The 16840-nt window shown below is 65.1% G+C and carries 13 protein-coding genes; 9 read left to right on the plus strand and 4 right to left on the minus strand.

The genetic code is table 11. The features are described 5' to 3' along the window. Window positions 1-223: 223 nt before the first annotated feature. From ACQY4Y_RS04095 to ACQY4Y_RS04115, 5 genes are all read left to right on the plus strand, one after another. Window positions 224-1372, plus strand: a complete 1149-nt coding sequence (locus tag ACQY4Y_RS04095) for an N-acetylglucosamine-6-phosphate deacetylase (protein ID WP_428489283.1) — start codon at window positions 224-226, stop codon at window positions 1370-1372. A 217-nt stretch (window positions 1373-1589) separates the two neighbouring features. Then, window positions 1590-3074 (plus strand): methyltransferase domain-containing protein, encoded by a 1485-nt coding sequence (locus ACQY4Y_RS04100; RefSeq protein WP_428489284.1) that lies wholly within the window; start codon window positions 1590-1592, stop codon window positions 3072-3074. 99 nt (window positions 3075-3173) lie between these two features. Further along, the gene (locus ACQY4Y_RS04105) at window positions 3174-4589 is read left to right on the plus strand and encodes a M20 family metallopeptidase (RefSeq protein WP_428489285.1); all 1416 of its coding nucleotides are present in this window, start codon (window positions 3174-3176) and stop codon (window positions 4587-4589) included. 193 nt (window positions 4590-4782) lie between these two features. After that, a complete protein-coding gene (locus tag ACQY4Y_RS04110; RefSeq protein WP_428489286.1) occupies window positions 4783-5556 on the plus strand; it encodes an alpha/beta fold hydrolase in 774 nt (257 codons plus the stop codon). Window positions 5557-5569: 13 nt separating this feature from the next. Then, entirely contained in the window at window positions 5570-6790 is a 1221-nt protein-coding gene (locus tag ACQY4Y_RS04115; RefSeq protein WP_428489287.1) for an LLM class flavin-dependent oxidoreductase, read from the plus strand. Between the two features lie 2 nt (window positions 6791-6792). On the opposite strand, the gene ACQY4Y_RS04120 is transcribed toward ACQY4Y_RS04115, so the two are convergent. The 3 genes from ACQY4Y_RS04120 to ACQY4Y_RS04130 form a co-directional block, all read right to left on the minus strand. Continuing rightward, entirely contained in the window at window positions 6793-8085 is a 1293-nt protein-coding gene (locus ACQY4Y_RS04120) for an MFS transporter (protein WP_428489288.1), read from the minus strand. Between the two features lie 104 nt (window positions 8086-8189). Further along, window positions 8190-9263, minus strand: coding sequence for an isocitrate/isopropylmalate dehydrogenase family protein (locus ACQY4Y_RS04125; protein WP_428489289.1), 1074 nt, complete (start codon window positions 9261-9263; stop codon window positions 8190-8192). 6 nt (window positions 9264-9269) lie between these two features. Then, on the minus strand, window positions 9270-10646 hold the full coding sequence (locus tag ACQY4Y_RS04130; RefSeq protein ID WP_428489290.1) for a VpsF family polysaccharide biosynthesis protein: 1377 nt from the start codon (window positions 10644-10646) through the stop codon (window positions 9270-9272). A 319-nt stretch (window positions 10647-10965) separates the two neighbouring features. Here ACQY4Y_RS04130 and ACQY4Y_RS04135 point away from each other — a divergent pair, with 319 nt between their 5' ends. Continuing rightward, window positions 10966-12126, plus strand: a complete 1161-nt coding sequence (locus tag ACQY4Y_RS04135) for a glycoside hydrolase family 5 protein (RefSeq protein ID WP_428489291.1) — start codon at window positions 10966-10968, stop codon at window positions 12124-12126. Window positions 12127-12308: 182 nt separating this feature from the next. Here the strand turns inward: ACQY4Y_RS04135 and ACQY4Y_RS04140 are convergent, their stop codons facing one another. Continuing rightward, a complete protein-coding gene (locus ACQY4Y_RS04140) occupies window positions 12309-12728 on the minus strand; it encodes a GtrA family protein (protein WP_428489292.1) in 420 nt (139 codons plus the stop codon). Between the two features lie 130 nt (window positions 12729-12858). Here ACQY4Y_RS04140 and ACQY4Y_RS04145 point away from each other — a divergent pair, with 130 nt between their 5' ends. The 3 genes from ACQY4Y_RS04145 to ACQY4Y_RS04155 are packed head-to-tail and all read left to right on the plus strand — an operon-like array spanning window position 12859 to window position 16828. Then, window positions 12859-14247: a hypothetical protein gene (locus ACQY4Y_RS04145; protein ID WP_428489293.1), complete on the plus strand. Its 1389-nt coding sequence runs from the start codon at window positions 12859-12861 to the stop codon at window positions 14245-14247. Beyond that, window positions 14240-15271 (plus strand): acyltransferase family protein, encoded by a 1032-nt coding sequence (locus ACQY4Y_RS04150; protein ID WP_428489294.1) that lies wholly within the window; start codon window positions 14240-14242, stop codon window positions 15269-15271. Before ACQY4Y_RS04145 ends, ACQY4Y_RS04150 begins: the two co-directional genes overlap by 8 nt. A 51-nt stretch (window positions 15272-15322) precedes the next feature. Then, window positions 15323-16828, plus strand: a complete 1506-nt coding sequence (locus ACQY4Y_RS04155; RefSeq protein ID WP_428489295.1) for a hypothetical protein — start codon at window positions 15323-15325, stop codon at window positions 16826-16828. Window positions 16829-16840 lie beyond the last annotated feature (12 nt).

Consider the following 16840-nt stretch of genomic DNA (forward strand, 5'->3'; position numbering starts at 1 on the left):
GGGTAGTGCATCATTGGTTTTCGGCCCCAGAGATCCGCGCCAGTCCAAATGGTGCCCTAACATATGCATCCCGATGACGCAACGATGTACCGTGCGCTTCCTGGGCACGAGAACGTATTGATGTCGGAAAGACATTCTATGTAAATCGGAATTTGTCCCTTATTCTGTTACGCGCGGCGGCTATTCTGGCCTCTCGAGCCAGGTCGTCCACTGCGATTACGCCATGTCCCGACCTTCGACCAGCGGCGGCGGCCCGGCAACCCAGGGCAAGCGCGGCTTGGCAGCTTTTACGAGACTGGCTGGCCTGACCGATGCGGCGGCTTTGCTTGACTTGGGTTTGCCGCTCGGTCAGAGCGACATCATGCAGTCGCATGGCCTTACCGACCTGCAGGTCAACGGTTACGCAGGGGTGGACTTCAACGATGTCGGGCTGACCGCGCCGGGGCTCGATCATGCGCTGGAGGCGATGCGGCGAAGCAACGTCACCCATTGCCTGCCGACGTTGATCACCGCTGACGAAGCGACCTTGGCCGCACGGCTTGCGGCGCTCGACAACGCCGTCGCGAGCAGCCGGCTGGGCGGGATGATGGTGCCTGGTTTCCATCTGGAGGGACCGTTCCTCAATCCGGCGCCGGGCTATGCCGGGTGCCACCCGCCGGGGGCGATGATCGCGCCCGACCCGGGGGTGCTGGAGCGGCTTTGCAAGGGCCTGCGCCGGCCGATCCTGCTGTTGACGCTGGCGCCTGAACGTCCTGGCGCGATGCCGCTAATCGGCTGGGCGCGCTCGCGCGGCATGGTGGTGGCAATGGGGCATAGCGCGGCTGATGCCGCCGTGACCGCGCGCGCGGCCGAGGCGGGGGCCACGCTCAGCACGCATCTGGGCAACGCGCTGGCGCAGCCGCAGCCGAAATTCCTCAATCCGTTGATGGCGCAACTGGGCGAGGATCGACTGAGCGCCAGCTTCATCGCCGACGGGATTCACATCCCGGCCGGCGTGTTGAAGGTGTTGATCCGAGGCAAGACGGCGCGGCGGTCGATCCTGGTGACGGACGCCACGGCGGCGGCCGCGGCTGCGTTCGGGCTTTACGGCTTCGCCGGCATGACGATCGAGCATACACCGGACGGGGCGGTCCGGGTGCCGGGCAGCGCGACGCTGGCCGGATCGGCACTGTGCCTGGATCAGGCGGTGCGCAATGTCGTGGCCTGGAAGCTGGCGGATGTTGCCGCCGCGCTGGGCATGGCTTCGACCAACCCGAATGCGCTGTTGGGTCCGGCGCTGGCCTATCATGGTATTGCGCTGGCGCGGACCGAGGTCGAATGGACCGAGGCGCTGCGCCCGGCCGGCGTGCCGGGAGCGTCCACTCAGGGCTGAGGGGCTCGGTTCGCCCGTGGCGATGCGGCGGACAAATTCGATGGGTTTTGGAAACTAATTATTTACCAATACCCTGCTATCTGGGGCGAGCGAAAAACGCGATTGCGTCAGGCATTTTGGACAGAACGGCCGATTCCCTGGCTGACCCCATGTGGAAAAGGCTGTTTTTCGCCGTGACCAAACAATCCAATTCCCGCCGCGACCTGGCGGCGGACCGATGCTGAACACGCCCGTTGCCACCGAGGCGGGCGGATGCCTGACCTTGACGGTGCCAGGCCTGGAGGCGCTGGGCGCGACGGCGCCAGGCACGACAGCGGCAGGCTTGATGGAGCCCGACTTGACGGCGCCGGGCTTCGGGGCGCCGGGTTTGAGGGCGCCGGGCTTCGGGGCGCCGGGCTTCGGGGCGCCGGATTTGGGGGCGCCGGGCTTCGGGACGCCGGGTTTGGGGGCGCCGGGTTTGGGGGCGCCAGTCCTGACGGCAACGGCCGTGACGCCGGCGATCCTGGTGGAGACGACCTGCCGGCTGTGCGGCGCTCGGTTGCACCGGACGCTGATCGATCTTGGCTCGTTGCCGCTGGCCGGCCACGCCGTTCCGGTCGGTTCGGTGGATGATCCTCGGTACCAGTTGCATGCCAGGGTCTGCGACACGTGCAGCCTGGTTCAGGTGGGCAATGTCCCCGGGGTGGAGCCGATCTCTGGCCGTGGAAGCGGTCTGTCGGAGGACTTCGGCATCGGCGGCCCTGACGCGCGACGGTGGTTCGAGGGTCTTCGCAAGCGGCTGCGCCCGGATGCGGGGTCGCTGGTTATCGAGGTCGGCTGCAATGATTCCGGGCTGCTGCGTCAGTTCCAAGCGTCGGGCATTCGGGTGCTGGGGATCGGGGTTCCGGGGAATGCCGCCGAGGCTGGCGTGCCCATCGAACTCGGCCCGTTCAATGCCGAGACGGCGATGCAGGTCGCGGTGCGACACGGCTGCGCCGACCTGGTGATCGCCACCGACGTGCTGCCCCGGGCGCACGATCTGTTCGATCTAGCGGCAGCCCTGGCGTGCATCCTGCGACCCAATGGCGTTTTGACGCTGCAGGTGCCACACCTGCTGGCGGTGCTGCAGAACGGTCAATTCGATGCGTTTCGGCACGACACCCATACCTATCTGTCGTTACAGGTGCTGGAACACGTGCTGCGCTCGGTTGGGCTGCGGGCATTCGATGCGGAGCGCGTCGCCGACCATGGCGGGTCACTTCGAGTCCAGGCTTGCCACCTGGCTGGTCCGCACGCGGTGCGTCCCGGGGTGAAGGCGGTTCGGCTGGCCGAGCGGTCCGGGGAGGCGCTTTACGCCGGCTTCGGCGATCGTGTGGCGGCGGCGCGGGATGAGATCGGCGAGTTTCTGCGGACTCGCGGGAGCGCCGGGCGTCGGGTGGTGGGATATGGCGCGGCCACGCGGGGGGCGATGCTGCTGAATTGCTGCGGGATCACCGAGCGGGAAATAGTCGCGATCGCCGATGCCGATCCGGCCAGGCACGGCCGGTTGATGCCGGGCAGCCGGATTCCGATCGTTGCATTGGAGAGTGTGCTGGCCGATCCGCCCCACGATGTGATGATCCTGCCATGGCCGAATCTGGCGCAGGTTCTGCCGAAGCTGATGCCGCTGCGCCAGCTTGGAACGCAGTTGTGGACGCTGCTGCCGCGGATCGCGCGGGTTTAGCTGGTCTCCTGGGGGGGTGGGCCGGCGTTCAGCGGGCTGACGGCTGGAACCGAAGGCTTTGCTCTGCCACGCTGCGGGTGGCGGAACAGGAGCAATGCCATGACATCGCGGGATGGCGCCGTGGGGCGGGCCTTGAGCTATTTCGACTCGAATGGTTTCCGCGATCGGCTGGGGCGATTGGTGGCGATTCCCAGCACCTCGCAGGATGGCGGGCATGCGGCGGATGTGCAGCGGTATCTGGTGGATGCGATAGCGCCGTGGCTGGAGCGGATGGGCTTCGCGGTGGAGATCCACCCCAATCCGGCGGCCGGGTTCGGCCCGATATTGCTGGCCGAAAGGTTGGAGGGGACCGATCGGCCGACGGTGCTGACCTACGGTCATGGCGACACCGTGCGCGGGCTGGACGATCAGTGGCGCGGCGGGTTGTCGCCCTGGCGGCTGACCTGCGAGGGCGAGCGTTGGTATGGCCGCGGGTCGGCCGACAACAAGGGGCAGCACGCGCTGAACCTGTCGGCGCTTGAAGCGGTGCTGGCCGAACGCGGCGGCGTGCTGGGGTTCAACCTGAAGCTGGTGCTGGAGACCAGCGAGGAGCGCGGGTCCACCGGGCTGCGCGACTTTGTTGCCGAACACGCCGAGCGGTTGGCGGCCGATGTGCTGATCGCCAGCGACGGGCCTCGGGTGATGGCGGAGGTCCCGACCGTCGCCACCGGGACCCGCGGCACCTATCACTTCGAGCTTGTGGTGGAGCTGCGGGCCGGCGGCGTTCACTCGGGGCATTGGGGCGGCCTGACCACGGATCCGGCGGTGCTGTTGAGCCATGCGATCGGCTGCATCATCGACCAGCGGGGGAAAATCCTGGTGCGCGACTGGCTGCCCGGGGCCTCCGGGTCGGGCACCGGGCAGCGCGGCGTGCCGGCTTCGGTGCGAGCGGTGCTGGATGGCTGCCCGGTGGGCGGTGGCGGCGAGGCGGCGAGCATCGATCCGGACTGGGGGGAGCCGGGGCTGACGGCGGCCGAGAAGATCTACGGCTGGAACAGCTTCATCGTGCTTGCGATGCTGTCGGGGCGGCCCGACAATCCGGTCAATGCGGTGGCGCCGAATGCCCGGGCGCATTGCCAGATCCGCTACACCGTCGATAGCGACCCAGCCGGGTTCGAGGCGGCGCTGCGTCGGCATCTGGATGCGCATGATCTGGGCGCCGTCGGGATCGAGAATGCCGGGGTGCGGATGCCCGCCAGTCGCACCGATCCGGGGCATCCTTGGGTACGCTGGACGGTGGCCAGCATGGAGCGGACGTTGGGCAAGCGGGTGCAGGTGATCCCGAATTCCTCGGGCGGGCTGCCGGGGGATGTGTTCGTGGACTATCTTGGCGTGCCGCTGGTGTGGATCCCGCACAGCTACAATGGCTGCAGGCAGCATGGGCCGGACGAGCATTTGTTGACCGGGCCTGCCAGGGAGGGACTGGCGGCGTTTGCCGGCCTTTGGTGGGATCTGGGTGAGGGTGGGACGCCGTAGGGCGATCAGTCGCCGGCCTTGACGTTCGCCGCTGTGTCGGCGCGGATTGTCTGCATCACCGCTTGGGCGGCGCGGCTGACTGGGAGGCGCGGCTGACTGGGGGTGTTCATGACCTGCTTCGCGGTGCAGAGCATGATCGCAATGTGGGTCGACGAGCGACGACGAATGAGCCTTGCAAGGGAGTGAGATCATCATGCCGGACGACACCAGGATGACCGTGCACGGGATTGACCTGGAGGTGATACGATCCGGCGCCGGACAGCCGATCGTCTTGCTGCACGGGTTTCAGCCTTGCGATCCCGAGGCGCGGTTCATGCAGTTGCTGGCGCGGCGCGCCGAGGTCATTGCGCCGTCGTATCCCGGCTTCGGCCGATCGGCGCGGCCGAAGGACTTCGAAAGCGTGTATGACCTGGCGAACCTGCATGCGGCGGTGCTGGATGCGCTGCCGTATGAGCGGGTCACGCTGATGGGGTTTTCCTTCGGCGGTTGGCTGGCGGCGGAGCTGGCGGTGCGGGGCGGGGACAAGATCGAGCGGCTGGTGCTGGTCGATGCCCTCGGCATCAAGATCAGCGACCGGGAGACGGCGGATATCACCGACGTGTTCAACACGCATCCTGACGAGGTTAACCGGCGCACCTGGTACAATCCTGCCAATGCGCCGGACTTCGATGCGATGTCGGACGAGGCGCTGATCCTGCGTCACCGCAACTGGGAGTCCCTGTCGCTGTATGCATGGCACCCGTATATGCACAATCCACGGCTGGCGTATTGGCTGGGACGGATCGACGTGCCGACACTGGTGCTGTGGGGGGCATCCGACGGCATTGTCAGTCCGGCTTACGGACGGGCCTTTGCCGGCCGGATTCCCGGGGCTCGGTTTGGCTTGATCGAGCAGGCCGGGCATCAGCCGGAGATTGAGCAGCCAGAGGTTTTCGTCGATCACGTCAGCGCTTTTTTGAACTCGTAGGGAGACCGATCGGATGGACGCCTGGTGGCAATGTGAGATTCCGTATCCGTTCGTCGACAAGGCGATCACCGATGCGGCAGATTCGGTGCGGGGCTCGTTGCCGAACCGGCTGTGCGACCCCAGGGTTGCGGCGACGCTGTTCGACGAGGTGCTGGACGAGTTTTTGCTGTGCGACGAGCTGGGGATGAACGTGATCGCGATCGAGCATCACGCCGGCATCAACTCGCTGATCGGCGCCAACCCGATGGTGACCAGCCTGCTGGCGCGGCAGACTCGCAAGGTGCGGGTACTGAGCCTGGGAACATTGGTTTCATTACGTCCCGATCCGGTGCGGGTGGCGGAGGAATACGCCACCGCCGATATCCTGGCGAAGGGGCGGTTCGACATCGGCTTCGTCAAGTCCGGCGGCAGCGAGATGGCGTCCTCCAACGTCAATCCGGTGAACAACGAGGAACGTTACTGGGAGGCGATCGACCTGATCAAGAAAACGCTGACCACCCATGACGGGCCGTTCAGTTGGGAGGGCAAGCATTTCAGCCATCGCCACGTCAATATCTGGCCGCGCCCCTATCAGGCGCCGCATCCGCCGATGTGGGCGGCGACCGGCGACCCGCGCAGTTCGGCCGAAGTGGGGCGGCGCGGCATGCGCCATGTGCTGGTGTTGCGTGGGCCGGACGGCACCAAGCGGGCCTATGACGCGCATCGCGCGGCGCGGGCCGAGGCCGGTCTGCCGAAGGCGACGACCGACAGTTTTGCCTATGCGGCGCTGGTCTATGTCGGCGATACCGAGGAGGAAGGCATCGCGGTCGGCAGCAAGCTGCTGTGGTTCCTGAATACCAGCCTGAAGTCGGCGCCGCAGTTCAACAAGTTCCTGCCCGGCGCGGCGCCGCCGGTCGCGGCGCCCGGGTTGTATCGGACGAAACCACAGGCGGATACCGGGCTGGCGCTGCGGGATGCGGAAAAGGGGGTGGCGCCGGCGAGCCGCAACGCCGAGAAGCTGATTTCGATCACCGCGCCGGAGGCGATGGCGCAGGGTATCCTGTTCGCCGGCAATCCGGACAGCGTGTATCGCCAGATCATGGCGTTCTACGACAAGGTGGGCGGCTTCGGGCACCTCGCGCTGGTGGGGCGGTCGGGGCATATGACGCATGCGGAATCGAGCAAGGGGATTCGGCTGTTCACCAAGGAGGTGCTGCCTCGGCTGCGCGAGATCGGGGCGGTGGAGGTCGGGTAGGTCTATGTCGGGACGGCGCCGCGGGGGGCGCCGACCGGGCGGTGAGTCATCGTCAGGGTGATCACCGCGCCGATGACCAGCAGCGCGCCGGCGAGCAGGAAGGCGCTGGTGAAACTGCCGGTGGCGGCGACGATGTAGCCGGTGGCGATCGGCGCGGCGAGGCCGAAGATGTTGCCGCCGAGCTGGATCCAGCCGATGGCGGTGCCGATGCTTCGGCCGGCGTGCAGCAGGTCGTTGGTCAGCGCGTAGGTGTTGACGAAGACGCTCTGCACGCAGGCCAGCGACACGGTGATTTCGACCAGCAGCCAGGTCTCGGACGCGGTATAGGGCGCGAGGATCATGACCGCGGCGCCGAACGCCAGGATGACCACGGCGTAGCGCCGCTTGCCGGCCTGCACGGCTTGTGGCGTCAGCAGGTGATCGCACAGACGGCCCATGGCGATGGTCAGCAGCATGGCGCCGAAATAGCAGATCCCGGTCTGCACGCCCGAGTGCAGGATGTTGAGGCCTCGGCTTTGCACCAGGTAGGTCGGCAGCCAAGTGAGGAACAGGTATTGGGTGTAGTTCACGCAGCCCTGCACCAGGAACAAGCCCCACATCGTTTGATAGCTGAGCAATTCCTTCAGCTTCATGCCCGCGGTGTCGGTGGTGCCGCCGGGGGCGCGCTGATCCAGGATCAGGCGTCGTTCGGCGGGCTGCAGCCAGGAGGCTTTTTCGGGGTCGCGGTAGAGCGCCAGCCAGGCGGCGACCCAGATGAAACCGAGCGCTCCGGAGAAGACGAAGGCGAGGCGCCAGCCGATGGTGCTGACCAGGCCGGCGATGGTGACCGCGGAGATGGCGGTGCCGAAGGCGGGGCCGGAGCCGGAGATCGAGAAGGCTAGGGCGCGTTCGCCGACCGGCGCCCACTCGCGGATCGCGCGCGCGGCGAGCGGAAAGGTCGGGGATTCGCCGATGCCCAGCAGCAGGCGGGTGAAGAACAGGAAGGCGAAGCTGCCGGCGGCCGCGGTCAACGCGGTGGCGGCGGACCAGAAGGCGATGCAGCGCGCCGCGGTCTTGCGGGTGCCCCAGCGGTCCAGCGTCATGCCGGCGGGGAGCTGGCAGGGGGCGTAGGACCAGATGAAGGCCGACAGCAGGTAGCCGGCGGCGACCGGGGTAAGGGCGAATTCCTGGCTCAGCACCGGCATGGCGATGGAGAGCACGGTACGGTCGAAGTAGTTGATCAGGGTCATCGCGAACAGCAGGGCGTAGACGATGAAGCGTTTGCGGCCGGGCCGCGCTCGGCTGCTGTCGGACATCGATTCCCCCATGTGTTGGGGCAACATGCCGGCGGCGGTCGGAGGGGTCAAATTGGGTGGCGTCGTTTGGGTGCGCGATGGCGGCGCGGGTCAGCTGGCGCGGATCAGCCTTGGGAGTTGATGCGCTGGACCAGCGCTTGTGCGAAGTCGCTGGTGGAGGCCGAACCGCCGAGATCGCCGGTTCGGGTGCGGTCCTGGTTGAGGACCTGGTCGATGGCGCGGCGCAGCTGTCCGGCGCGGTCGGTCAGGCCGACATGGTCCAGCATCAGGCCGGCGGCGAGCAGCAGCGCGGTCGGGTTGGCGATGCCCTTGCCGGCGATGTCGGGGGCGGAGCCATGCACCGCTTCAAAGATCGCCGCCCGGTCACCGATATTGGCACCGGGGGCGGCGCCGAGACCGCCGACCAGGCCGGCGATCAGGTCGGACAGGATGTCGCCGAACAGGTTGGTGGTGACGATGACGTCGAACTGCCAGGGATTGAGCACGAGCTGCATGGCGCAGGCATCGACGATGCGGTCGTCACAGGTGATGCGGCCCTGGTATTCCCGGGCGATTTCCCGGCCGGCTTCGAGGAATACGCCGGTGAGCGCCTTCAGCACGTTGGCCTTGTGCACCAGGGTGACCTTCTTGCGGCCGCGTTTCACCGCCTGGTCGAAGGCGTAGCGGATGATGCGTCGGGACCCGTCGCGTGTGTTGACTCCGGAGGAGATCGCCACGGCGTGCGGGTCGTCTCCGATCGGGATGTAGTGCTCGAAGGCGACGTAGAGGCCTTCGAGGTTTTCGCGCACCAGGATCAGGTCGATGTCTTCGAAGCGGCCGCCGGGGATCAGGGTCTTGGCCGGGCGCAGATTGGCGTAGAGCTGGAATTCTTCCCGCAGGCGGACATTGACGGAGCGGAAGCCGCCGCCGACCGGGGTGGCGAGCGGGCCTTTCAGGGCCAGCTCGTTGCGCCGGATGCTGTCGAGCGTGGCCGGCGGCAATGGGTCGCCGGCTGCGGCGATTCCGGCCAGGCCGCCGTGTTGGCGGTCCCATTCGAAGGGGGCGCCGAGGGCGTCGAGCACGGCGGTTACGGCGTCCATGATCTCGGGGCCGATGCCGTCCCCGACGATCAGGGTGGCGGGGATCTTGTTGGTGGCTTGGGGGCGTGTTGGAGCGGTGCTGGGGGCGGCGCGTGTCATCCAGTATCAGTGTGCCCGGTTCAGCACGCGCAGTCCACGAACGATCCTGGGCGGTATGCGCGCTCTGATCAGTCCGTCGGCGCGTATTGGCGTGCTGGTAGCGGTTCGTCGCACGGTCTGACGGCTGTAGTTCCGATAACCGGACATGGCCACCAGGAAGGCGACCTCGATCACCAGGTCGTTGCTTTTCTGGCCGAGCGAATTGGAGCCGGAGTCGATGATCAGGGCGGAGATCATGAGCATCCACGCATACATGCCGTGACCATAGCGGGCGATATGGACCAGGAACGTGCCGAAAACGAACAGGAATGCCACGAAGCCGACGGCGCCGAGATTGAGGAACAGCAGCAGCCAGAAATTCTCGATATCCTCAACCGCGTTCAGGCCGATCTGATATTTGAGCGCGGTGAGCTCCTGCAGCGGCACGCCGAACAGCCAGTTCTTCAATGACAGGTAGTTCAGTATGGTCCACTGGAAGACCCGCACCTCGGCGCTGCCGTCGAAGTACAAGGTGTTGACGATACGATCGGCGATGGTGGTCTGGGTGACGATGAACAGGGTGATGAGCGGCAGCACCGTGACCGCCAGCAGCAGCGACCCCATGACCTCGAGCTTGAGGTTTCGCTTGATGATCCCTGACAGTACCACCCAACCGGCGGCGAGGCCCGACATCCCGACGGTCACGAACAGTGCGGTTCGTCCGCCGAACGCCAGCAGCCCGATCAGGATCAGCAGGAATGCCGGCGCCATGACGAGGAAACGCAACTGCATGACGTAGAGCAGGAAGAACGCCATGCCGGTGATCAGCGAGGCGGTCAGCGGATGGGGGTAGAAGGCGTTGGCGCGGAAGTTGGCGGTGGCCTCGATCTGAGCCTGCTTGATGTTGTCGTTGGCGACGAACGGGAAGACGTTGTATTGCGTCAGGCTTTCGAACAGGCCGAACAGCACGTTCATCAGTATGAGTGCCAATAGTAGCTTGGCGAGAAAGCGCTTTTGCCGGTCGGTAGCGCCTTCCAGGGCGACCGCGAGCAGGCCTGCGCCCCAGAAGCTGTCGAAATAGAACGCGGCTCCGCTGAGGCCGTTGAACCAGGCCGTATAGAAGGCGAACAGCGGGATCGCGAAGACGAAAAGGATCAGTCCCGGCGATTCGCGGCAACGTTGGTGAAACGGAATCGGGCCGTTGGCCAGCGCGTAAAACGCGCAGAACACCATGATGATGTTGGCGGGGTGAAAGCGGATGTTGACGTCGTGCCCGGCGATCACCCGCACCACGTTGTTGGTCACGAAGAACTGCAGCAGGATGCAGAACACGGAGCACAGGAAAATGCCGCTTCCGGGTGTCCGGCGGGCCTTGATCACCAGCTTGCGTTCGAGCGTTCGCATGTTGCGTATCACGGATGCGATCCTGATCGTTGCGTGTATGGGCCGGAGCGGGTCGGCCCATGGGTGGTTGGCGGGGTGGTTGGTGCGGGGGTGATGATGGTGTAGGGGCGGATGGCTGCAGGTGGTTCTAGCATATCTCGGGGCAGTTTGGCGCATAATGGCCGTAACTAATTGGCAACGTCATCGCGAGCGGAAGCACGTTGGCGTGAGTGGGGGCGTGAGTGGGGGCGTGAGCGGGGGCGTGAACGGGTCCGGTCGGGATGACTGCAACGTGTATGGGAGCGGGCGGGCAAATCGCCAGGTCTGGCGGATGCGACCGATGCGCTCTCTTATTCTGCTGTTGACTTTGACAACGATCGCCGGCGCGGCGTCATCTTCGGCCCGTGCGGCGGCGAGCGTCCTGACGGCGACGCCGCTTTCGACACGCGGCAGTCAGATCGTCAACGCGAAGGGCGATGCGGTGCGCATCGTCAGTGTCGGGATGTGGCCCGACAATGGCGCCGACGACAAGATGGGCTTGATCGCCGAGGCCGGGTTCAACACGGTTCGGCTCGACTGGAGCAACCGCTCGATCGACAAGCTTGCGGTGCTGGATCGGATCATCGCGAATGCCGGTCGATCGCACTTAAAAGTGATACTTGATGACCATAGCAACGAGGCGGGCGCGCCCGGTCCGTGGAAGCCCTGCTATGCGCAGCAGGTCAATGGGCTTTGGTATGATTCCGGCGGGGCATCGGACGGTACCGACGGGTGTCACAATCGCGGCACGGTGACGCAGGAGAAATTCATCGAGGATTGGCGGACGGTGGCGCGGCACTTCCGCTCGAACCCGACGGTGATCGGCTATGATTTGTGGAACGAGCCCTCGGGCTACCCGGGCATGTCGACCTGGGAGCCGGGCGAGCGCGATCCGATGCATAACATCCGCCTGATGTGCGAGCGGGCGGGAAACGCCATCCTGGCGATCGATCCGGCGAAGCTGATCGTCTGCGAGGGTCCGATGAATGCCCAACGCTCGCTTGCGGATCCGAGGACGCCGGCGCCGTGGGGTGACCTGAGTGTTGCGGGCAAGTATCCGGTGCAACTATCGGTGGCAGACAAGCTGGTTTATTCGGTGCATGACTATCCGACCGAGATTGGTGGCTACAAGCCCGATTCGGGCCCGGTCAAGGTGGGTCAGATGAACACGGTGTGGGGCTATCTGGTGCGTGATCACATCGCTCCGGTCTGGATCGGAGAGATGGGGGCGAACATGACCACGGCGGATCAACGGGCTTGGGCGAAGACGTTGATCGATTATGCCAATGGCGAGCTGGGCGCCGCCGGTGGGCCGACCTTCGCCGATGGCGAGCAGGGGGTCGGGACCGACTGGTGGTTCGCCGGCTATCAGGCCTACGGCAATCCGACCGGGATCTTCGACGTGACCGGGCACCTGAATGCGTTGCAGCGGGCGACGTACTCGCAGTTTCGCGGTCGGTAGCGGTTTTTTGGCCTGACCGAATCCGACTTCCCCGCGGCATGCGGCGGGCTGGGAAACCAGTGTCCCGCGTCCGACGTTCGCGATTGCCCCATCTGCGCTTTGTTTTCAGTGGCCCGCTGATCCCATTCGTCCGCCGCGAGGTGCGGCGAACTTCTGGGGCAGGACACCAGACCGATGGTTTGTCAGCGGAACACCACCCGGCGCGACAGGCTGAAGTTGGTGAACATTCCGGCGAGAGCGCCGGCGGCGGTGGCGATCACCGGCTGGGCGGCGGCGAGCGGGAAGAAGGTCACCAGGGCGGCGTAAGTGCCTCGGTTCAGCACGAAGCCCACCAGGTTGGTGGCGAGGAACAGCGCCCATTGCCGGTGCGCCGGAGCGGTGCCTTGACCGCGGAAGGTCCAGATGCGATTGAGCAACCACGTCGCGCTGGCGGCGAACAGATAGGCGATCAGGCCGGCGCCGTAGAGGCCGAGGGATCGGCGGAATCCGTACACGGCGGCGGTGTCGATGATGAAGCCAATCACGCCGACGGAGCCGAAGCGGATGAATTGGACCGCCACGGCGACCCGGGTGTCCGGTAACATATCGGTCCAGCGTTTCATGCTTAACCCTTGGTAACGAAATAGTTTCGCGGTTGCATGGTCATCCGTCGGCATTAGGTTTGGCCATCTCACTGCGTCGCCGACAGACTGATAGCAGCTTCCATCAGAATAGGGCATTCACGTGGTCGAAATGGTGCTGAACAGGCATAGCGGGCGAACCAGCGCTGAGTATTTCCAATCTGCCTTGTTGTTCATTTTTGAAGTCGCCGCATTGTGTCTGCCCGGGCTGATCAACCAGGGGCCGCTGGTTTATCCCGACACCCGTTCTTACTTCATGGGCGGCCGCGCGGCGATCGAAAAAGCCGGGGGGTTGTTTGCCCATCACGGGGGAGGCGGCGAATCGGTCGAAGCCGCGGTGCAGAAGGCGCGCGGGGTACGCTCGGCGTTCTATTCGCTGTTTACCTACATTCCGGCGGTTACGGTGTCGCTGTGGCTGGTGATCGTTTTGCAGGCGGTCATCGTTGCGATTGTGCTGCGGTCGGTTTTCCGGCTGGCGGTTCCGGCGCGGACCGGATGGCAGGCGACCGGGTCTATCGTTACGCTGGCGTTGTTCACCACGGTTTCGTGGGTGACCTGCAACGTGATGCCGGACATTTTTACCTCGATCATGGCGCTGTGTATCGCGATGACCCTGGTTTATTGGCATGAGTTGGGGCGTCGCGGCTGGTTCTGGCTGCTGTTGGGGATCGCGGCCAGCATGGTCATGCACGTTACCAACCTGCCGATCGCGTTGGGGCTGCTGGTTGTCGGGTGTGTGACGATCGGGGGGCACCTGTGGCGGGATCGGCATCGCGTCGCGGTGGTCGTGGCGGCCATGGCGGCGGGGGTGGCGGCGATGCTGGTGGTCGGCGTGGTGGGTTTCCATGAGTGGACGATCACGCCGCAGTCTCCGCCTTTCCTGCTGGCGCGGTCGCTGCAGGATGGTCCGGGCCGGTTGTATCTACTGAAGCATTGCCCGGCGATCGGGCTCGATATGTGCAAGCATCTCGACAAGCTCAATCTGACGACCGAGAAATTCATCTGGGACGACGATGGGTTGTATTCGGCGGTTTCGCCACAGGAGGAGGCTCGGCTGCGGGCCGAGGACAAGCGTATCTACGTTGCCGCGGCGCTGGAGCATCCTTGGATGCAGGCGAGCGCGATGGCGCGCAACGCGATGCTGCAACTGGTCAGGTTCGGCATCTACGAATATTATATTCCATCCTGGGCCACATACAGCGCCAGCGACATGACGTTGCACATACCCGCCCAGGCACCGTGGCAGACCTATGTCAGCGTGGTGGAGTATTGCATCGTCGTGGGCGGCCTCGGGTTTATCGCCTACGCATGGCGAGGGCTTCCCCGCCCGCTGCGCCAGTTGGCCATCATGATGCTGGCGACGGTGCTGCTGGAAGCGGCGGCCGGCGCGATCTCGGAGCCGGTGCCGCGGTATGAGGCGCGGGTGATCTGGCTGATTCCGATGACGGCGTTGTTGATCTGGTTCTCCAAGCGGCCGGGGTGGCGTCTCGATCGTGCGTGAGAAGAAGCTTTTTCACCTCCAGGCGCTGCGCGGCCTGGCGGCGTCCCTGGTGGTGCTGTCGCATAGCGTCCAGGGTCGGTATGCCGACAAGCTGTGGGTGTCGGGTTATTTTGGTGTCGCTACGTTCTTCATTATCAGCGGGTTCATCATCTTCAAGACCTCACGGCAGTCGTTCGGGTCGGGTTTCGGGTTCAGGCAGTTCATCGGCAAGCGGCTGATCCGGATTTTTCCGATCTATTGGCTGGCCACGGCGTTGTTCGTCGTTCTGAGTCCACACCGAGGGGAGTACAGCGCGAGGGACATCATCGATTCGCTGGCGCTGATCCCGCACTACATGGCGCTGACCGATGGCATGAACCCGCTGCTGGGGCAGGGTTGGACGCTGCACTATGAAGTTCTGTTCTATGCCATCTTCGCGCTTGGCCTGCTGTGCCGGCGCCGGCCGGGGGTGCTGGCGATCTGCGCGATCCTGATCGGCCTGGTGCTGATCGGCATGGTAATCCGGCCGCAATCGGACAGCCATGGCGCGCTGACCCTGGCGCAGTATTGGACGCGGCCGATCATTCTGCTGTTCGTGCTGGGGATCGGCCTCGGCGTGCTGGAACAGCGGGCGAAGAAGCTGGTGGTGCCGTATCCGTTCGCGCTGATCTCGGGGCTGTTGGTCGTCTGGTTCGCCTACTCGATCGGGTCGCCGCTGAGCGAGGCACAGCATTATGAATTCCCCGATCTGGCGGTGATATGGGGGTTGTGTTTGCTGTGCGTGTTCGTGGCGATCTTCGGACGCAGCCGGCCAGGACGGTTCGAGAGCGTGGCGGAGGCGTTCGGGGATGCGTCCTACAGCGTCTATCTGTTTCATCCCTTCGTGTTATCGTTTCTGAAAAGGATCGGTGTCGAGGCGACGTATCCGACCCTTTACGTGGTGGCGTCGCTGGTCGGGGCAAATCTGTTCGGGCTGGTCATCTACCGGCTGGTCGAGACGCCGATTTTGCGCAAGGGGCGGAGCATGCTGGAGCGGGTGGCGTGAGCGACGGATGGCGGGGGCTTGGCCGGCGGTGATGCGGGCAGGGAGGGGTTGATGGCGGAGAAGTCGTTGTCGGGGGAGTCGTTGGCGGGGCCACGGCGCGGCACGATCGATCAATCCGGCCCGACGGCGCTGGGCGCGGACCGGCGCGCGGCCGGCGTCGTTGGGTTCCTGTTGTTCCTGGTCGAAGCCGCGGTGCTGTGCTGGCCGACCTTGCTCAACCAGGGGGCCGTGCTGGTGTTCCCGGACACGCGGTCTTACTTCGTGGCGGGGCGAGCGGCGCTGACCAAGGGGCTGGCGCTACTCTGGCCGCATGGTGGCGGCCTCGCCGGCACGGCCCCGAGCGAGGCGGCGATCCAGCAGGCGAGGATGGTGCGTTCGGCGTTCTATTCGTTGTTTACCTATGTCACCAGCGCTCCGTTGTCGTTGTGGGTGGCGGTCGGCATCCAGGCGATGCTGTTGGCGGCGGTGCTGAAACTGATTTTCGAGCTGATATGTCCGCAGCGTCCGCGCTGGCATGCGACCGGCTTTATCGTGACCTTGGCCTTGCTGACGACGGCGTCGTGGGTGGCGTGCAATGCGATGCCGGACGTGTTTGCCCCGATCGCCGCTTTGTCGGCGATCATGCTGCTGTTGTTTTGGAACCGGTTGCAGCCGGTCGGCCGTGTCGCGTTGTTCGTGCTGGTGGCCGTGAGCTGCATGATGCACCTTTCGATACCGCCGGTGGTGCTGGGGCTGGCGGGTATCGGTGCGCTGATGCACCCGCGGCGGCTGTGGCGGCAGCGGTCGCGTTACCTGACGGTCGGGATCGCGGTTGTCGTGGCACTTGGCGCGACGTTGGCGGCGAGCGTGATCGGTTTCAAGCAGTGGACGCTGACGCCGAACGGACCGCCGTTCCTGCTGGCGCGTTCGCTGGATGACGGGCCGGGCAAGCTGTATCTACGCGAGCATTGTCCGCAGATCGGTCTTGACATGTGCAAGCACCTGGATCGGCTGGATGTCGGCGACGACGATTTCATCTGGCACCAGAACGGCGTCTATTCGGCGGTGCCGCTTAAAGAGGCGGCGGTGCTGCGGACCGAGGACAAGCGGATCTACCTGGCGGCGGCGTTGGAGCACCCTTGGATGCAGTTGCGGGCCATCATCGGCAATTCGCTGCACCAGCTTGGTCTGTTCACGCTGCGCGAGTATTTCATTCCGTCTCACGCCTATGCCGATCCCGATCATCCGCCTGACCTGTTCACGATGTATATCCGCCCGGTGGAGCCGGCGTGGCAGATGTATCTGGCTATTCCCGAATACCTGATCGTGATTGTGGGTTTGGTCTATGGGTGTTGGCTTTGGGTGCGCGGGTCGTTGGGTGCGATCGATCGGTCTGCATTGATACTGGTTTTCGTCGCGGTTTCGGTTAACGCTTTCGTGTGCGCGTTTTCCATTCCGTCGCCGCGCTATGAAGCGCGCGTGATTTGGCTAATTCCGATGATTGCGTTACTGTTCTACTCTAAGGCAGGGTCTGGAGGTCACGGTGAGCGAGACCGGGGTACGAGGTCGGCTGAGTGATGACCGGCTTAG

It is taken from the genome of Rhodopila sp., from assembly GCF_965277165.1.
GTDB lineage: Bacteria > Pseudomonadota > Alphaproteobacteria > Acetobacterales > Acetobacteraceae > Rhodopila.